Consider the following 20,919-nt stretch of genomic DNA (forward strand, 5'->3'; position numbering starts at 1 on the left):
CGGGCAGCGCGCGAACCATGAGCGACGCACATGCCCTGAAGCCCCTGCCGCTGAGCAGCGAAGGCTGGCGCGACGAAATCGGCGCCACGTTCCGGCTGGCCTGGCCGCTGGCGCTCGCCAATCTGCTGCAGATGCTGGTGCATGCGGTCGACGTCATCTTCGTCGCGCGGCTGGGCGAAGTGGAACTCGCCGCATCATCGCTCGGCATCGCGCTGTTCGGCCTGCTGATGTGGGCTTTCTCCGGCCTTACCGGGATCGTCGCCGCACTGATCGCAGAGGAACTGGGCCGCCGCCGCCACGCGGTTCGCGAGGTGCGCCGCTCGGTCCGCATGGCGCTGTGGCTGGCGCTCGCCTCGGGCCTGGTCGGCATGGCGCTGTGCTGGCACGGCGAAAAATTGCTGCTGGCCAGCGGGCAGGACGCGCACCTTGCGGCGCGGGCTGGCGATTTCCTGCGCATCATCATGTGGGCGATGGTGCCGATGATCTTCGCCAGCGTGCTGCGCAATTTCGTTTCCGCGCTTGGGCGCCCGGTCTTCGCCACCGCCATCACCGGGCTAGCGCTGGGCGCAAACATATTGGCCAATTACGCTTTCGTGTTCGGCAATCTGGGCGCACCGGCGCTGGGGCTGGAAGGTTCGGCCCTGGCCAGCGTGATCACCTCGCTGTTCGTGCTGGCGAGCTATCTTGTCGCGATCCGGGCGGACCGCCGCATGCGGCGCTACCATATCCTTGGCAACTGGTGGCGGCCGGAATGGGATCGGCTGCGCGATCTGATCGTGCTGGGCTCGCCCGTGATGGTGATCATCATCGCCGAGGCGGGGCTGTTCAGCGGCGCTGCCTTGCTGATGGGGCGGATCGGCGCATCCGAACTGGCCGGACATACGGTGGCACTACAGGTGGCAGCACTTGCATTCCAGGTGCCTTTCGGGGTGGGACAGGCAGTGACAATCCGGGTCGGCTATCACTTTGGTGCGGGCGATCGAAATGCAATCGGGCGCGCCGGCTGGGTTGGCATGGCAATGGGTGCGGGCTTCATGTGCTTCACCGCTGCGTTGATGGTCTTCGCGCCTGAACTGCTGCTGCGCATCTATGTTGACCCGGCGCTGCCAATGAATGCCGCCATGGTTGGCTTCGCCGTGCAATATATGGTGGTCGCCGCAGCATTCCAGCTGTTCGACGGCATACAGGCGGTTGCTGCGGGCGCATTGAGGGGGCTTCAGGATACCCGCATGCCCATGCTGATTGCGATCTTCAGCTATTGGGTGCCGGGCTATGGCGTGGCGATCTGGCTGGGCTTCTACACCGGCCTGCAGGGAACCGGCGTGTGGATCGGGCTGGCGACCGGCCTGGTTTTCGCCGCAGCGCTGCTCACCTGGCGCTGGCTGCTGCGCGAAAGGTTGGGCCTGACTTCAAGGCTGAGCTGAAGGCCCGCGCATAATCCGCGATCCCGAGAAAAATTCCATTGCCTCCTGTTGACTCGGGGTCGGCGCATCCCCAAATGCGGCGCGCTGGCACTCTCGAGGTGAGAGTGCCAATGCTGATATTCACTCAAGCAAGAAAGGTCATACCGATGGCATTTCGTCCGCTGCACGACCGCGTACTGGTCCGTCGCATCGAAGCCGAGGAAAAAACCTCCGGCGGCATTATCATCCCCGACAGCGCCAAGGAAAAGCCGAGCGAAGGCGAAATCGTCGCCGTCGGCGAAGGCACCCGTGACGACGATGGCGATCGCATCCCGCTCGACGTCAAGCCCGGAGACCGCATCCTGTTCGGAAAATGGTCGGGCACCGAGGTCAAGCTCGATGGTGAAGAGCTGCTGATCATGAAGGAAAGCGACATCATGGGGATCATTTCCTGATCCTTTGACCGCTTCAAATCCTCTCTAACACATCAATTCCAGGAGAAACAACAATGGCTGCCAAGGACGTAAAGTTCTCGCGTGACGCACGCGAACGCATCCTGAAGGGCGTTGATACGCTCGCAAACGCCGTGAAGGTCACGCTCGGCCCCAAGGGTCGCAACGTCGTGATCGACAAGAGCTTCGGCGCTCCGCGCATCACCAAGGACGGCGTTACCGTCGCCAAGGAAATCGAGCTCAAGGACAAGTTCGAAAACATGGGTGCGCAGATGCTGCGCGAAGTGGCTTCGAAGACCAATGACCTTGCCGGTGACGGCACCACCACCGCCACGGTGCTGGGCCAGGCCATCGTGCGCGAGGGCATGAAATCGGTTGCCGCGGGCATGAACCCGATGGACCTCAAGCGCGGCATCGACCTTGCGGTCGACAAGATCGTTGAGAACCTCAAGGGCCGTTCGAAGGAAGTATCCGGCTCGAACGAAATTGCGCAGGTTGGCATCATTTCGGCCAATGGCGATCGCGAAGTTGGCGAGAAGATCGCCGAAGCGATGGAAAAGGTCGGCAAGGAAGGCGTGATCACCGTCGAGGAGGCCAAGGGCCTCGAGTTTGAACTCGATGTTGTGGAAGGCATGCAGTTCGACCGTGGTTATCTGAGCCCCTACTTCATCACCAACCCGGAAAAGATGACGGTCGAGCTCGACAACCCCTATATCCTGATCCACGAAAAGAAGCTCTCGAACCTGCAGCCGATGCTGCCGGTGCTGGAAGCCGTGGTGCAGGCGGGACGTCCGCTGCTGATCATCGCCGAAGACATCGAAGGCGAAGCGCTGGCCACTCTGGTGGTCAACAAGCTGCGCGGCGGCCTCAAGGTTGCAGCGGTCAAGGCTCCCGGCTTCGGCGATCGCCGCAAGGCGATGCTGCAGGATATCTCGATCCTGACCAAGGGCGAGATGATCAGCGAAGACCTCGGCATCAAGCTCGAAAGCGTAACCCTGGGCATGCTGGGCGAAGCCAAGCGGATCACCATCGACAAGGACAACACCACCATCGTCGATGGTGCGGGCGATGCTGGCGAGATCAAGGCACGGGTCGAGCAGATCCGCGCGCAGATCGAAACCACCTCCAGCGATTACGACAAGGAAAAGCTGCAGGAACGCCTGGCCAAGCTGGCTGGCGGCGTTGCCGTAATCAAGGTTGGCGGCGCTTCGGAAGTTGAAGTGAAGGAACGCAAGGACCGCGTCGATGACGCTCTCCATGCGACCCGCGCTGCGGTGGAAGAAGGCATTGTTCCTGGCGGCGGTACTGCGCTGCTCTATGCCACCAAGGCGCTGGAAGGCGTCAAGGGCGCAAACGATGACCAGACCCGCGGTATCGACATCGTACGTCAGGCAATCCTGGCTCCGATCCGCCAGATCGCTGAAAACGCCGGCCATGACGGCGCAGTGGTGTCAGGCAATCTGCTGCGCGAGAATGACGAAACCCAGGGTTTCAACGCGGCAACTGACACCTATGAAAACCTGGTGGCAGCCGGGGTGATCGATCCGACCAAGGTCGTTCGCATCGCTCTGCAGGATGCAGCTTCGGTTGCCGGCCTGCTGATCACCACGGAAGCGGCGATCGCGGAGTTCCCCGAAGATAAATCCGCCGGTGGCGGCGGCATGCCCGATATGGGCGGCATGGGCGGAATGGGCGGAATGGGCTTCTAAGCCGCTGCGCCATAAAATGCCAAAAAGAGAGGCCCGGCTGGAGCGATCCGGCCGGGCCTTTCCTTTTGTTAGCAGTGGCCCGGTTCAGCCGCCCTTGCGGCTTGCCACTGCTGCTGCGGCAAGCTCCTCAGGCCAGGTTACCTGGGTTTGCGTCTGCGGGTTGAACTCATCGCCGGGATGAATCGCGCCTTCAGCTGCGGTGATTTCCTCCCTCGTCAGGAATTCGCTCGGTTCCAGAGCGAACACATCAAGCCCGCGCGTGATCTCGGTCGCGTAGATCCGGCCCTTGTACCAATAGGCTGACCAATAGCCCCCCACGACCATCTGCTCCTTGTCGACCGGCCCGCGGTCGAAATAGGCGATTTCCTTGATGTTGGCCGGATCAGTGAAGTCGATCACCGAGATGCCGCCCTGATACCAGGCCTGGACGAAGATATCGCGCCCCGGGACGGGGATGATCGAGCCGTTATGCGCAACGCAGTTTTCCTTGTCGGTCTGCGGCGCGGGCAGCTTGTAGGTGCCGCGATAGACCAGCTTGCCATCTTCGATGCCGTAAAAGGCATTGGCGCCCCAGCTTAGCGGATCGCCCGCCTGGCAACGCGGACGGCCACCGCCGCCCCATTCATCGGTGAACAGGACCGTGGTGCCGTCATTGTTGAAGGTGGCCGAATGCCAGTAGGCGAAGCCCTTGTCGGTCACATCGTCGATCCGCTTGGGAGCCAGCGGGTCGGAAATGTCGAGAATGATGCCATTGCCCGAACACGCACCTGCGGCCAGCTTCATTGCGGGAAAAACCGTGATGTCGTGGCACTGGTTGGTGACGCTGGTCTCCTGCGTGCCTTCGCCGTGATCGCCGCCGCGCCACAGGCCGGCGATCTTGCCATCGCGGGCGAAAACGCGCGGGCTGTCGACAATCCGTGCGGCAGCTGGGTTGGCAACGGGAATTTCGATCACATCGATGCTGAACAGCGCGGTTTCATCGCCAGCCGTGTTGTAACACCCTTCGAGTTCCTCAGCGTCGCGAACAGAGGAAGTCCCGGAATTATAGACCACGATCCGCTTGCTGTCGCTGCTGACCACCGAATGCGTGTGACTGCCGCGGCAGGTCTGCACCTGGCCGACCTGGTAGGGGCGGGTAATGTCCGAAATATCGAAGATGCGCAGCCCGCGGAAACGCGTGCCATCGACCCGACCTTCGGTGCCCTTGAGCCCGCAATCGACCCGGCCACGCTGTTCCTCGACGCTCATCACCAGCAGTTTGCCGACGATCGAGACGTCACCCTGCCCGCCCGGACAGACGATCGAGCTCACCAATTGCGGCACCCCGTCCTGGCCCAGGCGATAGGCATTGAAACCATGATAATTGCCCGTCACCAGCAGGTCGCCGGCAAAGGCCATGTCGGTATTGGCGAAATCGAGCAGCGAGCCGCGCTCGCCGAATTGCGGCTTGTCCTCTTCCGCCTCGGGATCGCGCGGATCGGCAGGCGGGGCGCCTTCGGCTGCCTGCTCCTTGGCAGGCATCACGTGGCCGGCATGCGGATCGGCTGCATCGGTTTTCGCTTCGTCCTTCTTCGGCTTGAGCGGCTGCAGCCCTGCCGGATTGGCCGGGTCAAAGAAGCCGACCGGCTTTGGCAGGGCAACAACATGGCGAAGATTGCTGATCGCCTCACCCGCATCGTGGAAGCCTGCTGCCAGCGTGGCGCGCGGATCGGTTGAAAGACCGGCCAGTAACCCGTTCATCCGGTCGATCTCGGTAGTCTGGTCATTGACCACATCATTGGTGAACTGGAACATCACCGGATCATAGGCAGTGCCGGGGGCCTCCAGCAGGTCATCGACCATGTCGAGTGCGCCGCGATGGTGCACGATCATCAACTGCAGAAACAGCCGGTCGAAACCGGTACCGCTGGATGCAGCCAGCTCCGCCATCTGCGCCGGGCTCGCCATCCCCATCATCTTGTGCTGGGAGTGGTCCATACCGGCCATTTCCAGCGGTTCGCCCCGCGCCTCGAGCCACTCGCGCATGAATTTCATCTCATCGGCCTGGCTGGCGTTGATCCGTCCCGCCAGCGCGACGATGTCCGGGTTGTTGGTGCGCCTTTCAACCAGCTGCGCCATGTCGACTGCCTGCTGGTGGTGCACGATCATGCCCTGCATGAACATCACATCGCCCGGCGCAAAGCTGGTGTTCGCCAACCTGATCGCTTGTGCCGCGTCGATAACCTTGGGCACCTCGCCCGGTGCGCCGGGCAATACAATCGGCACCTCCTGCGCGATCGCAGCAGTGGAAGTTCCGGCAAGCAGCCCGGCAGCCAGAAGCGCGACCCCGCGCCGCCGAACGAAGGAGGTAGTTGAAATCATGTCCTGTCCCATCACGTCAAAAGATGGCGTGCAGTCCTGCCAAGTCGGGATTCAAGGTCAAGCGCAATTCTCCGCTATGCTGCAAAACCGCTATAATGATCGACGAACGACCCGAACGGGCGAGCCTGCCTGACCCAATCACTTGAAAAAGCGAGCCTCGAAGCCTGATCCATCCGCCGCTGCACCAATTCCGACGTATGACGGGAACTTTTCATCGCAGCTTGCAGGATTTGGGGTTGAACTGGGGATTCGCAGGGCGTTAATCCCTCCCTAACCACATTCGGGTTAGGGGCATGTGCATGATCAAGCCATTCGCAACGATATTGACGGGAGTGCTGGCGGGGATCGGCCTGGCGGCGGCGCCGGCCTCTGCGCAGAGCAGCGACCTCGAAGCGCAATTCGACCGGACCTTCGGGACCGAGCTGCGCGCACCGCAAACCTTCGATGCGATTTACGAGACTTCTTTCGAGCGGCGCATTGCGCAGCTAGCGGATGGAAGCAAGGGGCGGATCGGAGTTGCCGCGCTTGACCTCGCCACTGGCGAAGAGATTGGCGTGCTGGACAATCAATTGTTCCCCATGGCGTCAACCAGCAAGATTGCTGTGGCGGCAACCTTCCTGGAAATGGTCGAGCAGGGGAAATACTCCCTGACCAGCGAATTTCCGCTGATGATGCCGCTCAGGTCTGCCAGATTTTCCTCTCCTGTCGCGCCGGTGCGGGCGGGGGAGTATATGCCCGCCCACCAACTTATCGAAATCATGATCAGCCGCTCGAGCAATCCGGCCACCGATGCCTTGCTGGCGGTGGTTGGCGGTCCGTCCAAGGTCAATGACTGGGTGAGACGTCAGGGCATAAAGGACTTCAGCATCAACCGCGACATCGCGACCCTGGTGCGCGACGATGGCGAGTTTGATCCGGCCTCACATATCGACAAGCGCGATGCAGCTACGCCGCGTGCCATGCTGGAGCTGCTCAAGGGGCTTTATCAGGGAAAGTTTCTTTCGGCAGAGAGCCGTGCCGTGCTGCTCGATGCAATGTCCAAGACCCGCACCGGCAAACGCCGCATCCCCGCACTGATGCCAATGGGTGTGACGGTGAGCCATAAAACCGGATCGCTCAACAATACCTCCAGCGATATCGGCATTATCGAAGGACCGAATGGCCGCGCCATTGCGGTTGCGATCTATGTCACCGGACAGGGCTCACGGCTGGCGCGCGAAGAGCGCATAGCGGCCATTGCCCGCGAGCTCTATGATGGCTTCGCTTCACGTGCAGGCAAGCGTGGGCCCGTCTGGACGAACGCCGAACACACCGGCGGCTAGGATCAGGGGGCGGCAGGCCACCAAATCACAACAGTCTGCCCGCCCTCACGTAGGCAAACGAAAAGGGCGGCACCTTCCGGTACCGCCCTTCCGCAAATCGAAAAATCGATTCTGCCGATAAATTACTCGGCAACTTCTTCCGCTTCAGCAGCAGCTTCTTCGGCAGCGCCTTCAACGGCGTCAGTTGCTTCAGCAGCAGCGTCAGCAGCCGAATCAGCAGCTTCAGCGGCCGCATCAGCAGCGGCGTCAGCATTTGCTTCGGCGTCAGCAGCCATCGCGTCAGCGGTTTCGCCAGCTTCGTCAGCGGTTTCCGAGCAAGCAGCGAGGCCCAGAGCAGAAACTGCAACAGCGGCAGCAAGAACGATTTTACGCATAAGTTCAATTCCTTGATCAGCGAGTGATTCTGCGCGGCAAATTAACATTGGCCCCGCACAAAGCGGGCCGCTGGGCTCGCTTCAAGCGCGCTAAATAATGGCGACTTTGTGGCAGTGCAAGTGAATTCGATTGTATCTGCCATTTTTCGGCCTCATTTCAACCCGCCCCCTAACCGCCTTATCCGGCGCTAACAGACATGCGCACATCGCTTGCAAAGCGGCTTACCAGCGCCGCTGCGCACTGCTAGCAAGCTCACATGGCCGAACATAAGCACCTCTATCTCGTCGACGGGTCTTCATATATTTTCCGGGCCTATCATCGGCTCCCGCCGCTAACCGATCCGCAAGGCACACCTGTGGGCGCGGTTTACGGCTATACCACCATGCTGTGGAAGCTCGCCGAGGATCTGGACAAGGCCGAAGGGCCCACGCACCTCGCGGTAATCCTCGACAAGGATTCAAAGAGTTTCCGCAACGAGATTTACCCTGAATACAAGGCGAACCGGCCGCCTGCCCCCGAAGATCTGGTGCCGCAATTTCCGCTGATTCGCGACGCAACCCGCGCTTTCAGCCTGCCCTGCATCGAGGAATCGGGGCTTGAGGCTGACGATCTGATCGCATCCTATGCCCGCGCTGCACAGGCGCGCGGGTGGGACGTTACCATCGTTTCTTCCGACAAGGACTTGATGCAACTGATCGGCGAGAAAGATGGTGCGCGGATCGACATGCTCGATACGATGAAGAGCCAGCGCATCTACATCGAAGAGGTGGAAGAAAAGTTCGGCGTGAGGCCCGAGCTGGTCGGCGATGTGCTCGCGCTGATGGGCGACAGCGTCGACAATATCCCTGGCATCTTCGGGATCGGGCCAAAGACCGCGAGCAAATTGATCGCCGAACATGGCTCGCTGACGGCGGCACTGGATTCAGCAAGCGAAATGAAGGCGTCCAAGCTCAAGGAACGGCTGATCGAACACCGCGCCAATGCCGAGCTCAGCCGGGTGCTGGTCGAACTCAGGCAGGACTGTGATCTTCCCCAGCCGCTCGAGGAATTCGAACTCGACGGTGTTCCGCCCGAACCACTCGCCGCTTTCCTTGAAAAACATGGCTTCACCTCGCTGCTGAGGCGGCTCGGCAATGGCGCGGGCAGCCCTTCGCGCGCGACCGATCTCAACCCGCCCAAACAGGAAACCGGTGGCGATGCCGGCAGTATCGCAGGCAATCGCCAGCCACTGCCTGAAATGCCAGCCATTGATCGCAGCCTGTATGAAACCGTTCAAAACGTGGAGCGGCTGCAAGCCTGGATCGAACGCGCCACTGCCGCGCGGCTGGTGGCGGTGGACACCGAAACCAGCAGCCTCGATGCCATGCAGGCCGATCTGGTGGGCGTCAGCCTGGCACTGGGGCCCAATGATGCCTGCTACATCCCGCTTGCACACGGCGGCAGCGATATGTTTGCCGAAAAACCGGATCAGGTGGATCGCGATGCCGCGATCACCGCACTCAAGCCGCTGCTGGAAGACGAGGCCGTGCTGAAGATCGGGCAGAACATCAAATACGATATCAATGTGCTCGCCCGCTACGGCATCCAGGTCAGCCCGGTGGATGACACCATGGTCCTGAGCTTTGCACTCGATGCAGGCCGATCCGAGAACGGGATGGGCGGCCACGGGATGGACGAACTTTCACAGCGCCATCTGGGCCACACTCCGATCGCCTTCAAGGATGTGTGCGGCACCGGGAAGAAGCAGATCCCGTTTGGCGAAGTGCCGCTGGACAAGGCAACCGAATATGCCGCCGAGGATGCGGACGTGACCTGGCGGCTGCACCAGTTGCTAAAGCCGCGCCTTGCCGAAGAGGGCGCAACGCGGGTTTACGAACGGGTCGACCGTCCGCTGATCCCGGTGGTGGCGCAAATGGAGCGGCACGGGATCAGGGTTGACCGCGCGCGGCTGGCCAGGCTGTCAGAGGAATTCGCCAAGGAGACCGCGCGGCTGGAGAAGCAGATCCACCAGCTAGCAGGCGAGGAATTCACCGTTGGCAGCCCCAAGCAGCTGGGCGACATCCTGTTCGACAAGCTGGGTTACAAGGGCGGCAGGAAGGGCAAGAGCGGCCAGTATTCGACCGACGTATCGGTGCTGGAAAAACTAGCGGCAGAGGGCGCGGAAATCGCCAGGCAGGTGCTCGAGTGGCGCCATATGACCAAGCTCAAGTCAACCTATACCGACGCCCTGCAGGAAGCGATCAATCCCGAAACCGGGCGGGTGCACACCAGTTACAGCCTGGTCGGCGCACAGACCGGGCGGCTTTCCTCGACCGATCCCAATCTGCAGAACATCCCGGTGCGCACCGCAATCGGGCGACAGATTCGCGAAGCATTTGTGCCCGAAGAGGGCAACGTGTTGCTGGCAGCAGATTATTCGCAGATCGAACTGCGGCTGGCGGCGCATATGGCCGATGTGCCAACCCTGAAGGAAGCCTTCGCCAATGGTGAGGATATCCATGCCCGAACCGCGCGCGAGATGTTCGGCGAGGTGACGCGCGATACGCGCGCGCGCGCAAAAACCATCAACTTCGCGATCCTGTATGGAATCTCGCGCTGGGGCCTGGCGGGAAGGCTGGAAGTCGAGCCCGACGAAGCGCAGGCCATGATCGATACCTATTTTCAGCGTTTTCCCGGCATCCAGGCCTATATCCATTCCACGCTCGAAACAGTGCGTGAGCGCGGATATTCGCAGACCCTGTTTGGCCGAAAAACCTGGTTTCCGCGGATCAATTCAAAGAACCAGGCCGAGCGGCAAGGCAGCGAACGCGCGGCGATCAACGCACCGCTCCAGGGCACTAGCGCCGATATCATCAAGCGGGCGATGGCGCGGATGATGCCCGCTCTCGCAGATGCCGGGCTGGGGCATGTCCGCATGCTGCTGCAGGTGCATGACGAGCTGGTATTCGAACTGCCCGAAGCCGACGTAGCGGCCGCCTCGCCAGTGATCGAACGGGTTATGGCGGAAGCGGCCAGCCCTTCGGTCAAGCTCGACGTTCCGCTTGGCATCGACATCGGAACAGGCCTGAGCTGGGACGCCGCGCATTAGCGCCGCGACTGCGCCGCCAGCCTTCGCCTTGAAAGCCAAGCGCTTCCCGCATAGGTGAGGCGTGATGCTTGAACAATTCAATCCAGACAACTGGCGGATCGCCTGGGACCAGGTGATGGTCACGGCGATCTCGGTACTCGTGGCCGTAGCAATCGCCTATGCTCTTTACCGGCTCGTCTTCTCGGTGGTCGCGCGCCTGACCCGGTTTTCGGAAACCAAGGTTGACGAAATGGTGGTGGAGCGCGTCCGCCGCCCGGTCAAATGGGCATTCATCGCGATCGGCGTGACCGTTGTCGCCCAGGCAGATCCGCAGCTGCAAGGGATCTGGGAGCCGATCGCGCGCTTCGTCCGCCCCGCGCTGCTCGGCTGGATTGTCTTTACGCTGGTCAAGGCCTTTACTGCCGCGCTCGAATACCGGCTGGAGATTTCCGAAGATCCGGTGGCCATGCGCAGCCGCCGCACCCGCATCGCGATCCTTTCGCGCACCGCCACATTCGGCATCATATTTATCACGGTCGGCCTGATGTTGATGGGCATACCCGGCGTGCGCGATATCGGCACCACGCTGCTGGCCTCGGCCGGGCTTGCCGCACTGGCAGTGGGCGCAGCAGCGCAGCCCGCGCTCAAATCGCTGATAGCAGGCCTGCAAATGGCCCTGACAGAGCCTTTGCGGATCGGCGATCTCGTCAAGGTTGATGGCCAGGTCGGACGGGTCGAGGAAATCCGCATGAGTTTCATCACGGTGCGGACCTGGGACGAGCGCGTTCTGCTGGTGCCGACCAGTCGATTTATCGATGAGAGCTTTGAGAATTGGTCGCGCAAGAGCGAAAGGCTGACCGGGCCGGTAATGCTGCATCTCGATCCGATCACCGATGTCGAACCGATCCGCACCGAATTCGAGCGCTTCGTCAAGGCGCATGAATTGTTCGACGGCCGCAACATGGCGCTCTTGATGACTGAAGCCTATCCCGAGAGCATCGAGCTGCGGCTGTCCGTCAGTGCGCAGACGATCGGCGATCTGTGGCAGCTCCGCTGCGACCTGCGCGAACACATGCTCAAGTGGCTGCGCGAGAACCAGCCCGAGGCGCTGATCCGTCACCGGCTCGAGCTGCCTGGCGGCCATAGCAAGGCGGGCGAAGCCGCCGCCCCTGGCGGCTGACGCCACCGGGCTGGCGCGGCTAGTCGCCGCTATTCGATCCCGGTTTCCTCCGGCCCGCCATGCTTGCGATCGCGGACCGGCTCCAACATGCCTTCGTGGATGAAGCCGATCGGGTGGATTTCAGCTGCTCGTTTCTTCAATTCGCCGCGCATGTTGCGATATTCCTCTTCCATCTGCTCGGTCACCGTCGCGCGCGAATCCTTCAGCGCTTCGGCAAAGTCCTGTGCCGCAACTTCGCTCACCTCGTCGCCAACCCGGCGCATCGCGCTCATTCCAGCGCGCCGGACGACGTCCTCCAGATCAGCCCCGGTGAAGCGCTCTGTCTTGGCTGCGATATCGTCCAGGTCGACATCGCTCGCCAGCGGCATGGCCTTGGTGTGGATTTCAAGGATGTGCTTACGGCCTCCCTTGTCGGGCGTGCCGACATAAACCAGCTCGTCAAACCGGCCCGGCCGCAGCAGCGCCGGATCGACCAGCGCGGGCCGGTTGGTCGCGCCGATCACCACCACCGATTGCAATTCCTCCAGCCCGTCCATTTCCGCCAGGATGGTGTTGACCACGCGCCCGGTCACCTGCGGCTCGCCCTGCCCGCTGCCGCGCGCAGGCACCAGGCTGTCGATCTCGTCAATGAAGATCACGCAAGGCGCCACCGACCGCGCGCGTTGGAACATGCGCGCGATCTGCTGCTCGCTTTCGCCATACCATTTGCTGAGCAGATCAGAGCTCTTCATCGAGATGAAGTTGGCTTCAGCCTCTTTCGCTACCGCTTTGGCCAGCAAGGTCTTGCCGGTGCCAGGCGGGCCAAAGAGCAGGAAGCCCTTGGCCGGGCGAATGCCCAGCCGCGTGAAGGCATCCCGGTTCTTGAGCGGCAGCTCGATACCTTCCTTGAGCTTGTCGATCGCGTCTTGCACCCCGCCGATGTCGCTCCAGGAGACATTGGGCATCTGCACCATGACTTCGCGCATCGCGGATGGCTGGATGCGCTTGAGTGCCGAAAGGAAATCGTCGCGCTCGACGCACAGATCCTCAAGCACTTCAGGCGGAATGGTACGCTCATCAAGGTCGAGCCTGGGCATGATCCGGCGCACCGCATCGATCGCGGCTTCGCGCGCCAGCGCAGCGATATCCGCACCGACGAAACCATGCGTGACCCGCGCCAGCTCCTTGAGATCAACCTTTTCACCCAGCGGCATTCCGCGAGTGTGGATGCTGAGGATCTCGCGCCGGCCCATTTCGTCGGGCACGCCCAACACGATTTCACGGTCGAACCGGCCCGGTCGCCGCAGCGCCTCGTCGATCGCATCGGGCCGGTTGGTGGCAGCAATCACGACCAGGTTGGCGCGGGATTGCAGCCCGTCCATCAGTGTCAGTAGCTGCGCCACCAGCCGCTTTTCCGCTTCGCCCGTCACCTGGGTGCGCTTGGGCGCGATCGAATCGATTTCGTCAATGAAGATGATCGAAGGTGCGGAACGCGCCGCTTCCTCGAACACTTCGCGAAGCCGCTTTTCGCTTTCGCCATAGGCCGAACCCATGATCTCAGGCCCGTTGATGGTAAAGAATTCGGCATCGCTTTCATTGGCGACAGCCTGCGCCAAACGGGTCTTGCCAGTCCCCGGCGGGCCGTGCAGCAGCACGCCCTTGGGCGGATCAACGCCCAGCCGGGTAAACAATTCGGGATAACGCAGCGGCAGTTCCACCATCTCGCGCAATTGCTGGATGGTATCCCCCATGCCGCCGACATCGTCATAATTGACAACCGCGCGCCCATCGCGCGGCTCCTCGAATTCGGCGCGCAGTTCAACCTCGGTGTTCTCGTCGATATGCACGATGCCTTTGGGCGCGGTCGACACCACCGAAAGGCGGATTTGCGTCAATGCATATGCGGGCGCACGCAGCAGCTGGCGCACATCGGGGGGCATATTCTGCACCGGTTGCTGGCCGGTGGTCGCAACCAGGTCACCCGCCAGGACCGGGCGGCGGAAGAAGTTGCGCTTCAACGCCTGGCCCGGCCCCTGCAGCCGCATTTCGCGCTGCGCCGGGGCGAAAACCACGCGGGTCGCCGGGCGTGACTGGGCCACTGCAATGGTCACATGCTCGCCCGAGCCAACCTGGGCATTGCCGCGCTGCAAGCCGTCAAGCCGCACCACGTCCAGCGCTTCGTCTTCGTCATAAGCTGCCATGGCAATCGCCGGTGTGCTACGCTTGCCGGTAATCTCGATCACATCGCCCTCGGTGATGCCAAGCGCCTGAAAGGCCGATCGCGGCATGCGCGCGATGCCCTGCCCCGATTCCTCTTGCCGCGCAGCTGCAACCTGAAGGCGCACGGTCGCAGCTTCCTTGCTGACCTTTTTCGAAGGGGCATCGGCATCAGCCATGGGAAATCTCTCCGTCCGCAGCGGGGAATAGTAGAAGAATGTAAGCTAGGAAGCCTGAACCCGATGTGCAAACTTTGTTCGCTGCGCGGCCGCCCGATCAGCCCCGCAGCACCTGGTCGGGCGGGCCAAAAGAAAAAGGCCCGACCATGACGGCCGGGCCTGAAAGTCTTTGGGAGAGGATGCCTGAAAGGCAGGCTCTAAGTGCGGCGGAATGCGTTTTTGTGCAAGTGCGAAAAGAACATTGTCTGTTGCGTGAAATGCAACCTGTGGTTTGTGTTCCTAATTAAGCTTCTGAAATTTCATTAAAAATCTATCTGTCTTCCCGCGGATGGCTTCGTCGAACACATTGAGCGAGTGATCATCTTCGCTGCGCTGCAACATATCCGATTGCGCCACCAGCTCGAATCCGGCCCTGGTCATGGCCGAGACAACCGTATCCGGCGCGATCCGATGCAATGCCTGAGTCACTTCGCGCGGCGAACCAGTTGGCCCCACGTGGTCTGCAACGATCACATGGCCGCCCGGCTTCAGCGCGGCGAACCAGTTGGCCAGCACCATTTCCTCGTCCAGCCGCGGAAACTCGAACCGTTCGGATTCCCAATAGAGGTCATGGAAGGTGAGATGCGTGAAGATCATGTCAACGCTGCCAGGCGCGAGCAGCATCGATCTGGGGTGGACCGGCATGACACGGATATTGCTATGCGCGGCCAATCGCCGTTCCCACTCCGCCGGATCATGGAAGCGGACCGGATTGATCGCATAGACGACCCCTCGTTTGCCCACCATATCGGCAATCATGGCCGAGTAATAGCCGCCGCCGGCCATGAAATCGGCCACGGATGCGCCAGGCTCAATGCCAGCGAAGCGCAAGATTTCCACCGGCCTGCGGCCTGCGTCAAGCTCTCGATCGGCGTCCGTCCGGCTCGTTGCCGACACGGCATCTTGCGCCTCGTCGGCGAGCAGCGGTGCGGCCTGCACCAAAGCCAGACCGGCAACAGCAGCATATAGCGATTTGCGCAGCATCTCTTCCCCCTATTCAAACTCACAACATCGTTGCCCTTGCTTCGTCCTTGGCGAGAACCTGCACAATCCGTGCTCGACCAACCCCCGGAGATATTCGACCGGCGATGGAGAGCATTGGCGCGCCTGCTCAAGTCAGCGGATGACAGTCACCCGGTGACACGCTATGCGGCGCGCATCTCTCCCTGCCTCCACGAGGAGCCGATGCAGAAACAATTTCCAGATGCCGCCGCCGCCCTTGAGGGTTTGCTGCATGATAACATGATGATCGCAGCGGGAGGCTTCGGCCTGTGCGGCATTCCCGAACGACTGCTTGACGCGATCCGAGACAGCGGGGTCAAAGGCCTCACCTTTGCCAGCAACAATGCCGGGATCGACAATGAAGGGATCGGCAAGCTGCTGCGCACGCGCCAGGTGAAGAAGATGATCAGTTCCTATGTCGGGGAGAACAAGGAGTTCGAGCGGCAATTCCTCTCCGGCGAGCTCGAAGTTGAATTCTGCCCGCAAGGCACGCTGGCAGAGCGCATGCGCGCAGGCGGTGCGGGCATTCCCGGCTTCTACACCAAAACCGGCGTCGGCACCCAGGTGGCCGAGGGCAAGGAACATAAGGAATTCCCCAATCGCGACGGGGTGATGGAAACCTATATTCTCGAGCACGGCATTTTTGCCGATCTCGCGATCGTCAAGGCGTGGAAGGCAGACGAAACGGGGAACCTGATGTTCCGCAAGACCGCGCGCAACTTCAACCAGCCCGCTGCAACCTGCGGCAAGGTATGCGTGGCCGAAGTGGAAGAGATCGTACCCGCCGGCAGCCTCGATCCCGATTGCATCCATTTGCCCGGCGTGTTCGTGAACCGCATGATCCTGGGTGCGCCTTACGACAAGAAGATCGAGTTCCGCACGGTTCGCGAGAGGGAGACGGCGTGATGCGCGCCTTGACATTGACGCTTGGCCTGCTTCTGGCTGGCTGCGCGAGCGCGCAAGGCGAGCCGATGGCGGTTTCACCTCCACCTCCGGCTCAAACCAGTGAAGCCGCAACGCCGCCAGCGCCGCTGCAATATCTCTATGGCTCTGCCGAAGCCGCAATCGCGGTGCGTGCAACCTACACCCGCATCGCCGACTTTGCGGCCTTGCGTATCACGCAGCGGCCACAGGACAGTGTTATCCTGACGGCCGAAGCCAGCATGGATGCCCCGCGCTTCGAGCCCTGCGGTGACAAGCCCTATGCCGCTATCTTCGATGCCGATGAGACGCTGATCTGGAACCTCGGTTCGATGCGCTGGATTGCGCAGCGGGGTATCTCGTTCGATCCCAAAATCTGGGACCAGTGGGAAAAGACCGGCGCGGGCAAGGCCGCGGCGATGCCCGGCAGTGTCGAGCTGGTGAACGCCCTGCGCGGCGCAGGCATCACCGTCATCGCCAACACCAACCGCAGCGCCGCCAATGCCAAAGGCAGCGAGGATACGCTGCGCGCTGCCGGGCTGGGCGAGTTCAGGCATGGGGAGACATTGTTCCTGCGCGGCGACGATGCTGGCGGATCGAGCAAGGATCTGCGCCGCGCCACTATCGCGTCGAGATATTGCGTTATCATCATGGCCGGCGACCAGCTCGGAGATTTCAGCCAACAGTTCAACGAGCGCAGCCTGCCCGCCGCCAGCCGCATGAAACTGGCGACCGGCCCTGCAGCGAGCGCGCTGTGGGACAATGGCTGGTTCCTGTTCCCGAATCCCGTCTATGGCCCATGGGAAAGCCTGAGCTGGGACGACACCTTCACCACTGGCAGCGAATGGGAGCCGAATTGATGGCCGAGGCAACCAGCGGCTGGACCCGCGACCAGATGGCCGCCCGTGCGGCACGCGAACTCGAGGACGGATATTACGTCAATCTCGGCATCGGCATCCCCACGCTGGTCGCCAACCACATCCCCGAAGGGATGCTGGTGACGCTGCAGAGCGAGAACGGCATGCTGGGTATCGGGCCCTTCCCCTATGACGACGAGGTCGATGCCGACCTGATCAATGCCGGCAAGCAGACCATCAGCGAATTGCCGCATTCGGCCTATTTCGACAGCGCCACCAGCTTCGGGATGATCCGCGGCGGACATATCGACCTGACGGTTCTGGGCGCGATGGAAGTGGCCGAGAATGGCGACATCGCCAACTGGATGATCCCGGGCAAGATGATCAAGGGCATGGGCGGCGCGATGGACCTCGTCGCCGGGGTCAAGAAGATCATCGTGGTGATGGACCAAACCAGCAAGGATGGCAGCCCCAAGTTCATCCCATCCTGTACACTGCCGCTGACGGGCACCAATGTGGTTGACATGGTGATCACCAATCTCGCCGTATTCAGGCGCAAGGACCATTCCAGCCCGTTCCAGCTGATCGAGCTGGCGCCCGGCATTACTGCAGACGAAGTGGCCGCAAGCACCACCGCCAGATACGAAGTGGCGCTTTAGAGACCCTGATGACGGAATTTGGTGCGACTCGCGTGCACGTGCAATAAAAGCGCATGGGTTTGCACGCCGCCTTTCGTGCCCGTTTTCTCGACGTCCTCGCGTCAATCTACATCTATAACGAACATCGCGGCTACACCTCGCTCGACCGGGTGCTGGAGGCGGTGCGTGCACGCTGCCCCGAAGACACCGGCTTCATCGGCGCAGTCGAAAAGCACCGCGCGGACGAAGAAAAGCATTATCGCATGTTCCGCCGCTGGTTCGAACTGCAGGGCCGAATGCCGCTCAAGGTCGATCGCACCTGCGGGCATATCGACCATTTCATCGAAAGCGTGTTCGGCTGCACGATCGAGGATCTGGACACTGACGGCGTGGTGACCGACACTGACGCGTTCGAGAAATTGTGCCGGGTGATCATGATCACCGAACAGCGGGGCATGAGTCAGGTCGAAATCCTGCTCAGGAACCGGCACGTCCTGTCAGACCGGGGAATGACCAGCATTTTCAAGGTGGTCGAGCGTGACGAACCCAGCCATTGGATGCCCTATGAAGCCTGGCTACGGGCCAATGGTCGCCGCCCGCGGCCGCGCTGGCGCGAGTTATGGACCGATTTCTGGATTCACAAATCGCTGATGCTGGCGAAATTACCCTCCGTCTTCCTCAATCGGCATTCACCGCGCCTCGCTGCCTGGCCGGACGAGAATCCGGCGGCTTACGCCATGTGAGAGCTTGACCTTGCTCGCCCGCTGCCGCAGCAGCGCGGTCATGTGGCTGAATGAACCCCGCAATCCCCACGTCCCACTGGCCGGGCTCAAGGTTGTCGAGCTTGCCCGGGTTCTGGCCGGTCCCTGGGTCGGGCAGATCCTTGCTGATCTTGGCGCCGATGTAATCAAGGTCGAAAGCCCTGACGGCGACGGCACGCGGCAATGGGGCCCGCCCTGGGTCGAACGCGCCGGGCCTGGCGGCGAAGCGCTGCGCGAGGCGGCCTATTACCACGCCTGCAACCGGGGCAAACGCGGGATCGTGGCGGATTTCGGAAACCCGCAGGATCTGGACCGGGTCAAGCACCTGATCGCCGATGCCGATGTCGTGGTGGAGAATTTCAAGACCGGTTCGCTGGCGAAGTTCGGGCTCGACTATTCGGCGCTGGCCCGCGCCAACCCCGGCCTCGTCTATTGTTCGATCACCGGCTTCGGTCAGACCGGGCCGCGTGCGCACGAAGCGGGGTACGATTTCGTGATCCAGGCCATGAGCGGCTTCATGGCACTGACCGGCGAGCCTGACGGCGCGCCGATGAAGATGGGCATTTCGATCTCCGATCTCGTCTGCGGCCTCTATGCAGTGATCGGCATCCAGGCGGCGCTGACCATGCGCGAGCGAACCGGAACAGGCCAGCATGTCGACATGGCACTGCTCGATTGTTCGGTCGCACTGCTCGCGAGCCAGGCGCTGCATTACCTGACGACCGGCACCAATCCGCCGCGCATGGGCAATGAACATGCGCAGGTCAGCGCCTATGGCGTTTTCCCGACGCTGGACGATCCGATCATCCTTGCCCCCGCCAATGACGGGCTGTTTCGCAAACTGCTGCACGTGCTCGGGCGCGACGATCTGCTAGGTGACGCGCGCTTCGCCAGCAACGAGGCTCGAATCGCCAACCGGGGCGCACTCGATGCCATGATCGCAGCGGAAACTGGCCAGCACACACGCCAATGGCTGCTCGAACAGTGCCACGCGCACGGCATCCCGGCCGGGCCGATCCACACCATCGATCAGGTCTTTGCCGATCCGCAGGTGGTCGCCCGCGGCTTGCAGATCGAACTCGATGGACTGCCAGGCGTGCGCAGCCCGTTCACCTTCTCCGGTGCAGAGCTGGCGCTTGACCGGCCCTCGCCCAGGCTGGGCGAGGACCAGGGCGATCTGGATTAGGCCAGCGCAGCCTTGAGATCATCGACCAGATCGGTGCGTTCCCAGGGGAAATAATCGCCATCGGGCTTGCGGCCGAAATGGCCATAGGCCGCGCTCTTGCGATAGATCGGCTTGTTGAGGCCCAGGTGCGTGCGGATCGCGCGCGGTGTAAGGCCGCCAAGCTTCGCGATCGACTTGATCGCCGCCTCAAGCCGGTCGTCACCCACTGTCCCCGTGCCATGCGTATCGACATAGAGCGACAGCGGCTGCGACACGCCGATGGCATAGGCGATCTGGATCGTGCAGCGCGTGGCCAGACCCGCCGCGACCACATTTTTCGCCAGATAGCGCGTGATATAGGCGGCAGAGCGATCAACCTTGGTCGGATCCTTGCCGCTGAACGCGCCGCCGCCATGCGGCGCTGCGCCGCCATAGGTATCGACGATGATCTTGCGGCCGGTCAGCCCTGCATCGCCATCCGGCCCGCCGATCACAAAGCTGCCGGTGGGATTGATGTGCCACATGGTCTCGTCGGTCAGGAAGCCTTCGGGCAGGATTTCGGCCACGACGCGCTTCACATAGGCTTTGAGTTCGGCCTCTTTCTCGCCCTGGTCATAGCCCTCTGCATGCTGGGTGCTCACCACCAGAGCGGTGCAGGCGACCGGCTTGCCATCCTTGTAGCGCAACGTAACCTGGCTCTTTGCGTCGGGTTCCAGGAAGGGCGCCGCACCGGAATGGCGGTCAGCGGCAAGTCGCTGCAGGATCTTGTGGCTGTAGTCCAGCGTCGCGGGCATCAGATCAGGCGTTTCGTCGCAGGCGAAGCCGAACATGATACCCTGGTCGCCCGCGCCTTCATCCTTGTTCGACCCATCCTTGCCGGCATCAACCCCTTGCGCGATATGCGCGGACTGGCCGTGCAAGTGGTTCTCGAAGGTCAGCGACTTCCAGTGGAAGCCTTTCTGTTCATAGCCGATCTCGCGCACAGTGCTGCGGACAGCCTGTTCGATCTCTTCCTTGGCGCCGGGAGCCCATCCGCCATTGACCGCCCACTCTTCATTGTTCTCGTCATACATCGGCGCGCACCGGATTTCGCCCGACAGGATGACGCGCTGGGTCGTCGTCATGGTTTCGCAAGCGACGCGGGCTTCAGGGTCCTTCGCCAGCATCAAGTCAACGACGGCATCCGAAATCTGATCGGAAACCTTGTCTGGATGCCCTTCGGAAACGCTTTCGGAAGTGAACAGGTATTCGCTGCGCATGCTACCTCGATATAAAGAGTTCTTTATGTGTAA

The 20,919-nt window shown here is 61.8% G+C and carries 16 protein-coding genes; 11 read left to right on the forward strand and 5 right to left on the reverse strand.

Annotated features, from left to right (window positions below; genetic code table 11):
- Positions 1–17 precede the first annotated feature (17 nt).
- The 3 genes from ACX2DJ_RS01290 to groL all read left to right on the forward strand — a co-directional run bounded on the left by ACX2DJ_RS01290 (position 18) and on the right by groL (position 3,564).
- Complete coding sequence (locus ACX2DJ_RS01290) at positions 18–1,424, forward strand: MATE family efflux transporter (RefSeq protein ID WP_462570530.1); 1,407 nt, start codon at positions 18–20, stop codon at positions 1,422–1,424.
- Between the two features lie 146 nt (positions 1,425–1,570).
- The gene (gene groES, locus ACX2DJ_RS01295) at positions 1,571–1,858 is read left to right on the forward strand and encodes a co-chaperone GroES (protein WP_462570531.1); all 288 of its coding nucleotides are present in this window, start codon (positions 1,571–1,573) and stop codon (positions 1,856–1,858) included.
- A gap of 53 nt (positions 1,859–1,911) precedes the next feature.
- A complete protein-coding gene (groL, locus tag ACX2DJ_RS01300; RefSeq protein ID WP_462570532.1) occupies positions 1,912–3,564 on the forward strand; it encodes a chaperonin GroEL in 1,653 nt (550 codons plus the stop codon).
- A gap of 84 nt (positions 3,565–3,648) precedes the next feature.
- Here the strand turns inward: groL and ACX2DJ_RS01305 are convergent, their stop codons facing one another.
- Entirely contained in the window at positions 3,649–5,925 is a 2,277-nt protein-coding gene (locus tag ACX2DJ_RS01305) for a DUF305 domain-containing protein (RefSeq protein ID WP_462570533.1), read from the reverse strand.
- 299 nt (positions 5,926–6,224) lie between these two features.
- On the opposite strand from ACX2DJ_RS01305, the gene ACX2DJ_RS01310 reads away from it, so the two are divergent.
- The gene (locus ACX2DJ_RS01310; RefSeq protein WP_462570534.1) at positions 6,225–7,247 is read left to right on the forward strand and encodes a serine hydrolase; all 1,023 of its coding nucleotides are present in this window, start codon (positions 6,225–6,227) and stop codon (positions 7,245–7,247) included.
- Between the two features lie 25 nt (positions 7,248–7,272).
- Here the strand turns inward: ACX2DJ_RS01310 and ACX2DJ_RS01315 are convergent, their stop codons facing one another.
- Positions 7,273–7,593 (reverse strand): hypothetical protein, encoded by a 321-nt coding sequence (locus tag ACX2DJ_RS01315; protein ID WP_462570535.1) that lies wholly within the window; start codon positions 7,591–7,593, stop codon positions 7,273–7,275.
- A 285-nt stretch (positions 7,594–7,878) separates the two neighbouring features.
- Between ACX2DJ_RS01315 and polA the strand changes: the two genes are divergently transcribed.
- Positions 7,879–10,710: a DNA polymerase I gene (gene polA / locus ACX2DJ_RS01320; protein ID WP_462570536.1), complete on the forward strand. Its 2,832-nt coding sequence runs from the start codon at positions 7,879–7,881 to the stop codon at positions 10,708–10,710.
- A 64-nt stretch (positions 10,711–10,774) separates the two neighbouring features.
- Complete coding sequence (locus ACX2DJ_RS01325) at positions 10,775–11,869, forward strand: mechanosensitive ion channel family protein (RefSeq protein ID WP_462570537.1); 1,095 nt, start codon at positions 10,775–10,777, stop codon at positions 11,867–11,869.
- Between the two features lie 29 nt (positions 11,870–11,898).
- Here ACX2DJ_RS01325 and ACX2DJ_RS01330 read toward each other — a convergent pair whose 3' ends face one another.
- Together ACX2DJ_RS01330 and ACX2DJ_RS01335 are read right to left on the reverse strand one after the other, a co-directional pair.
- Complete coding sequence (locus ACX2DJ_RS01330) at positions 11,899–14,244, reverse strand: CDC48 family AAA ATPase (protein ID WP_462570538.1); 2,346 nt, start codon at positions 14,242–14,244, stop codon at positions 11,899–11,901.
- Between the two features lie 279 nt (positions 14,245–14,523).
- Entirely contained in the window at positions 14,524–15,267 is a 744-nt protein-coding gene (locus ACX2DJ_RS01335; protein ID WP_462570540.1) for a class I SAM-dependent methyltransferase, read from the reverse strand.
- Positions 15,268–15,468: 201 nt separating this feature from the next.
- Here ACX2DJ_RS01335 and ACX2DJ_RS01340 point away from each other — a divergent pair, with 201 nt between their 5' ends.
- The 5 genes from ACX2DJ_RS01340 to ACX2DJ_RS01360 are packed head-to-tail and all read left to right on the forward strand — an operon-like array spanning position 15,469 to position 19,648.
- Entirely contained in the window at positions 15,469–16,191 is a 723-nt protein-coding gene (locus ACX2DJ_RS01340; protein ID WP_462572520.1) for a CoA transferase subunit A, read from the forward strand.
- Positions 16,191–17,066: an HAD family acid phosphatase gene (locus tag ACX2DJ_RS01345; protein WP_462570541.1), complete on the forward strand. Its 876-nt coding sequence runs from the start codon at positions 16,191–16,193 to the stop codon at positions 17,064–17,066. The genes ACX2DJ_RS01340 and ACX2DJ_RS01345 overlap by 1 nt, the downstream gene beginning before the upstream one ends.
- Entirely contained in the window at positions 17,066–17,722 is a 657-nt protein-coding gene (locus tag ACX2DJ_RS01350) for a 3-oxoacid CoA-transferase subunit B (RefSeq protein WP_462570542.1), read from the forward strand. Before ACX2DJ_RS01345 ends, ACX2DJ_RS01350 begins: the two co-directional genes overlap by 1 nt.
- A gap of 53 nt (positions 17,723–17,775) precedes the next feature.
- Complete coding sequence (locus tag ACX2DJ_RS01355; protein WP_462570543.1) at positions 17,776–18,444, forward strand: ferritin-like domain-containing protein; 669 nt, start codon at positions 17,776–17,778, stop codon at positions 18,442–18,444.
- Between the two features lie 40 nt (positions 18,445–18,484).
- On the forward strand, positions 18,485–19,648 hold the full coding sequence (locus tag ACX2DJ_RS01360; protein ID WP_462570544.1) for a CaiB/BaiF CoA transferase family protein: 1,164 nt from the start codon (positions 18,485–18,487) through the stop codon (positions 19,646–19,648).
- Here ACX2DJ_RS01360 and metK read toward each other — a convergent pair.
- Entirely contained in the window at positions 19,645–20,886 is a 1,242-nt protein-coding gene (gene metK / locus ACX2DJ_RS01365) for a methionine adenosyltransferase (protein WP_462570545.1), read from the reverse strand. The genes ACX2DJ_RS01360 and metK overlap by 4 nt on opposite strands.
- Positions 20,887–20,919 lie beyond the last annotated feature (33 nt).

Source organism: Altererythrobacter chaiwopuensis, from assembly GCF_054957755.1.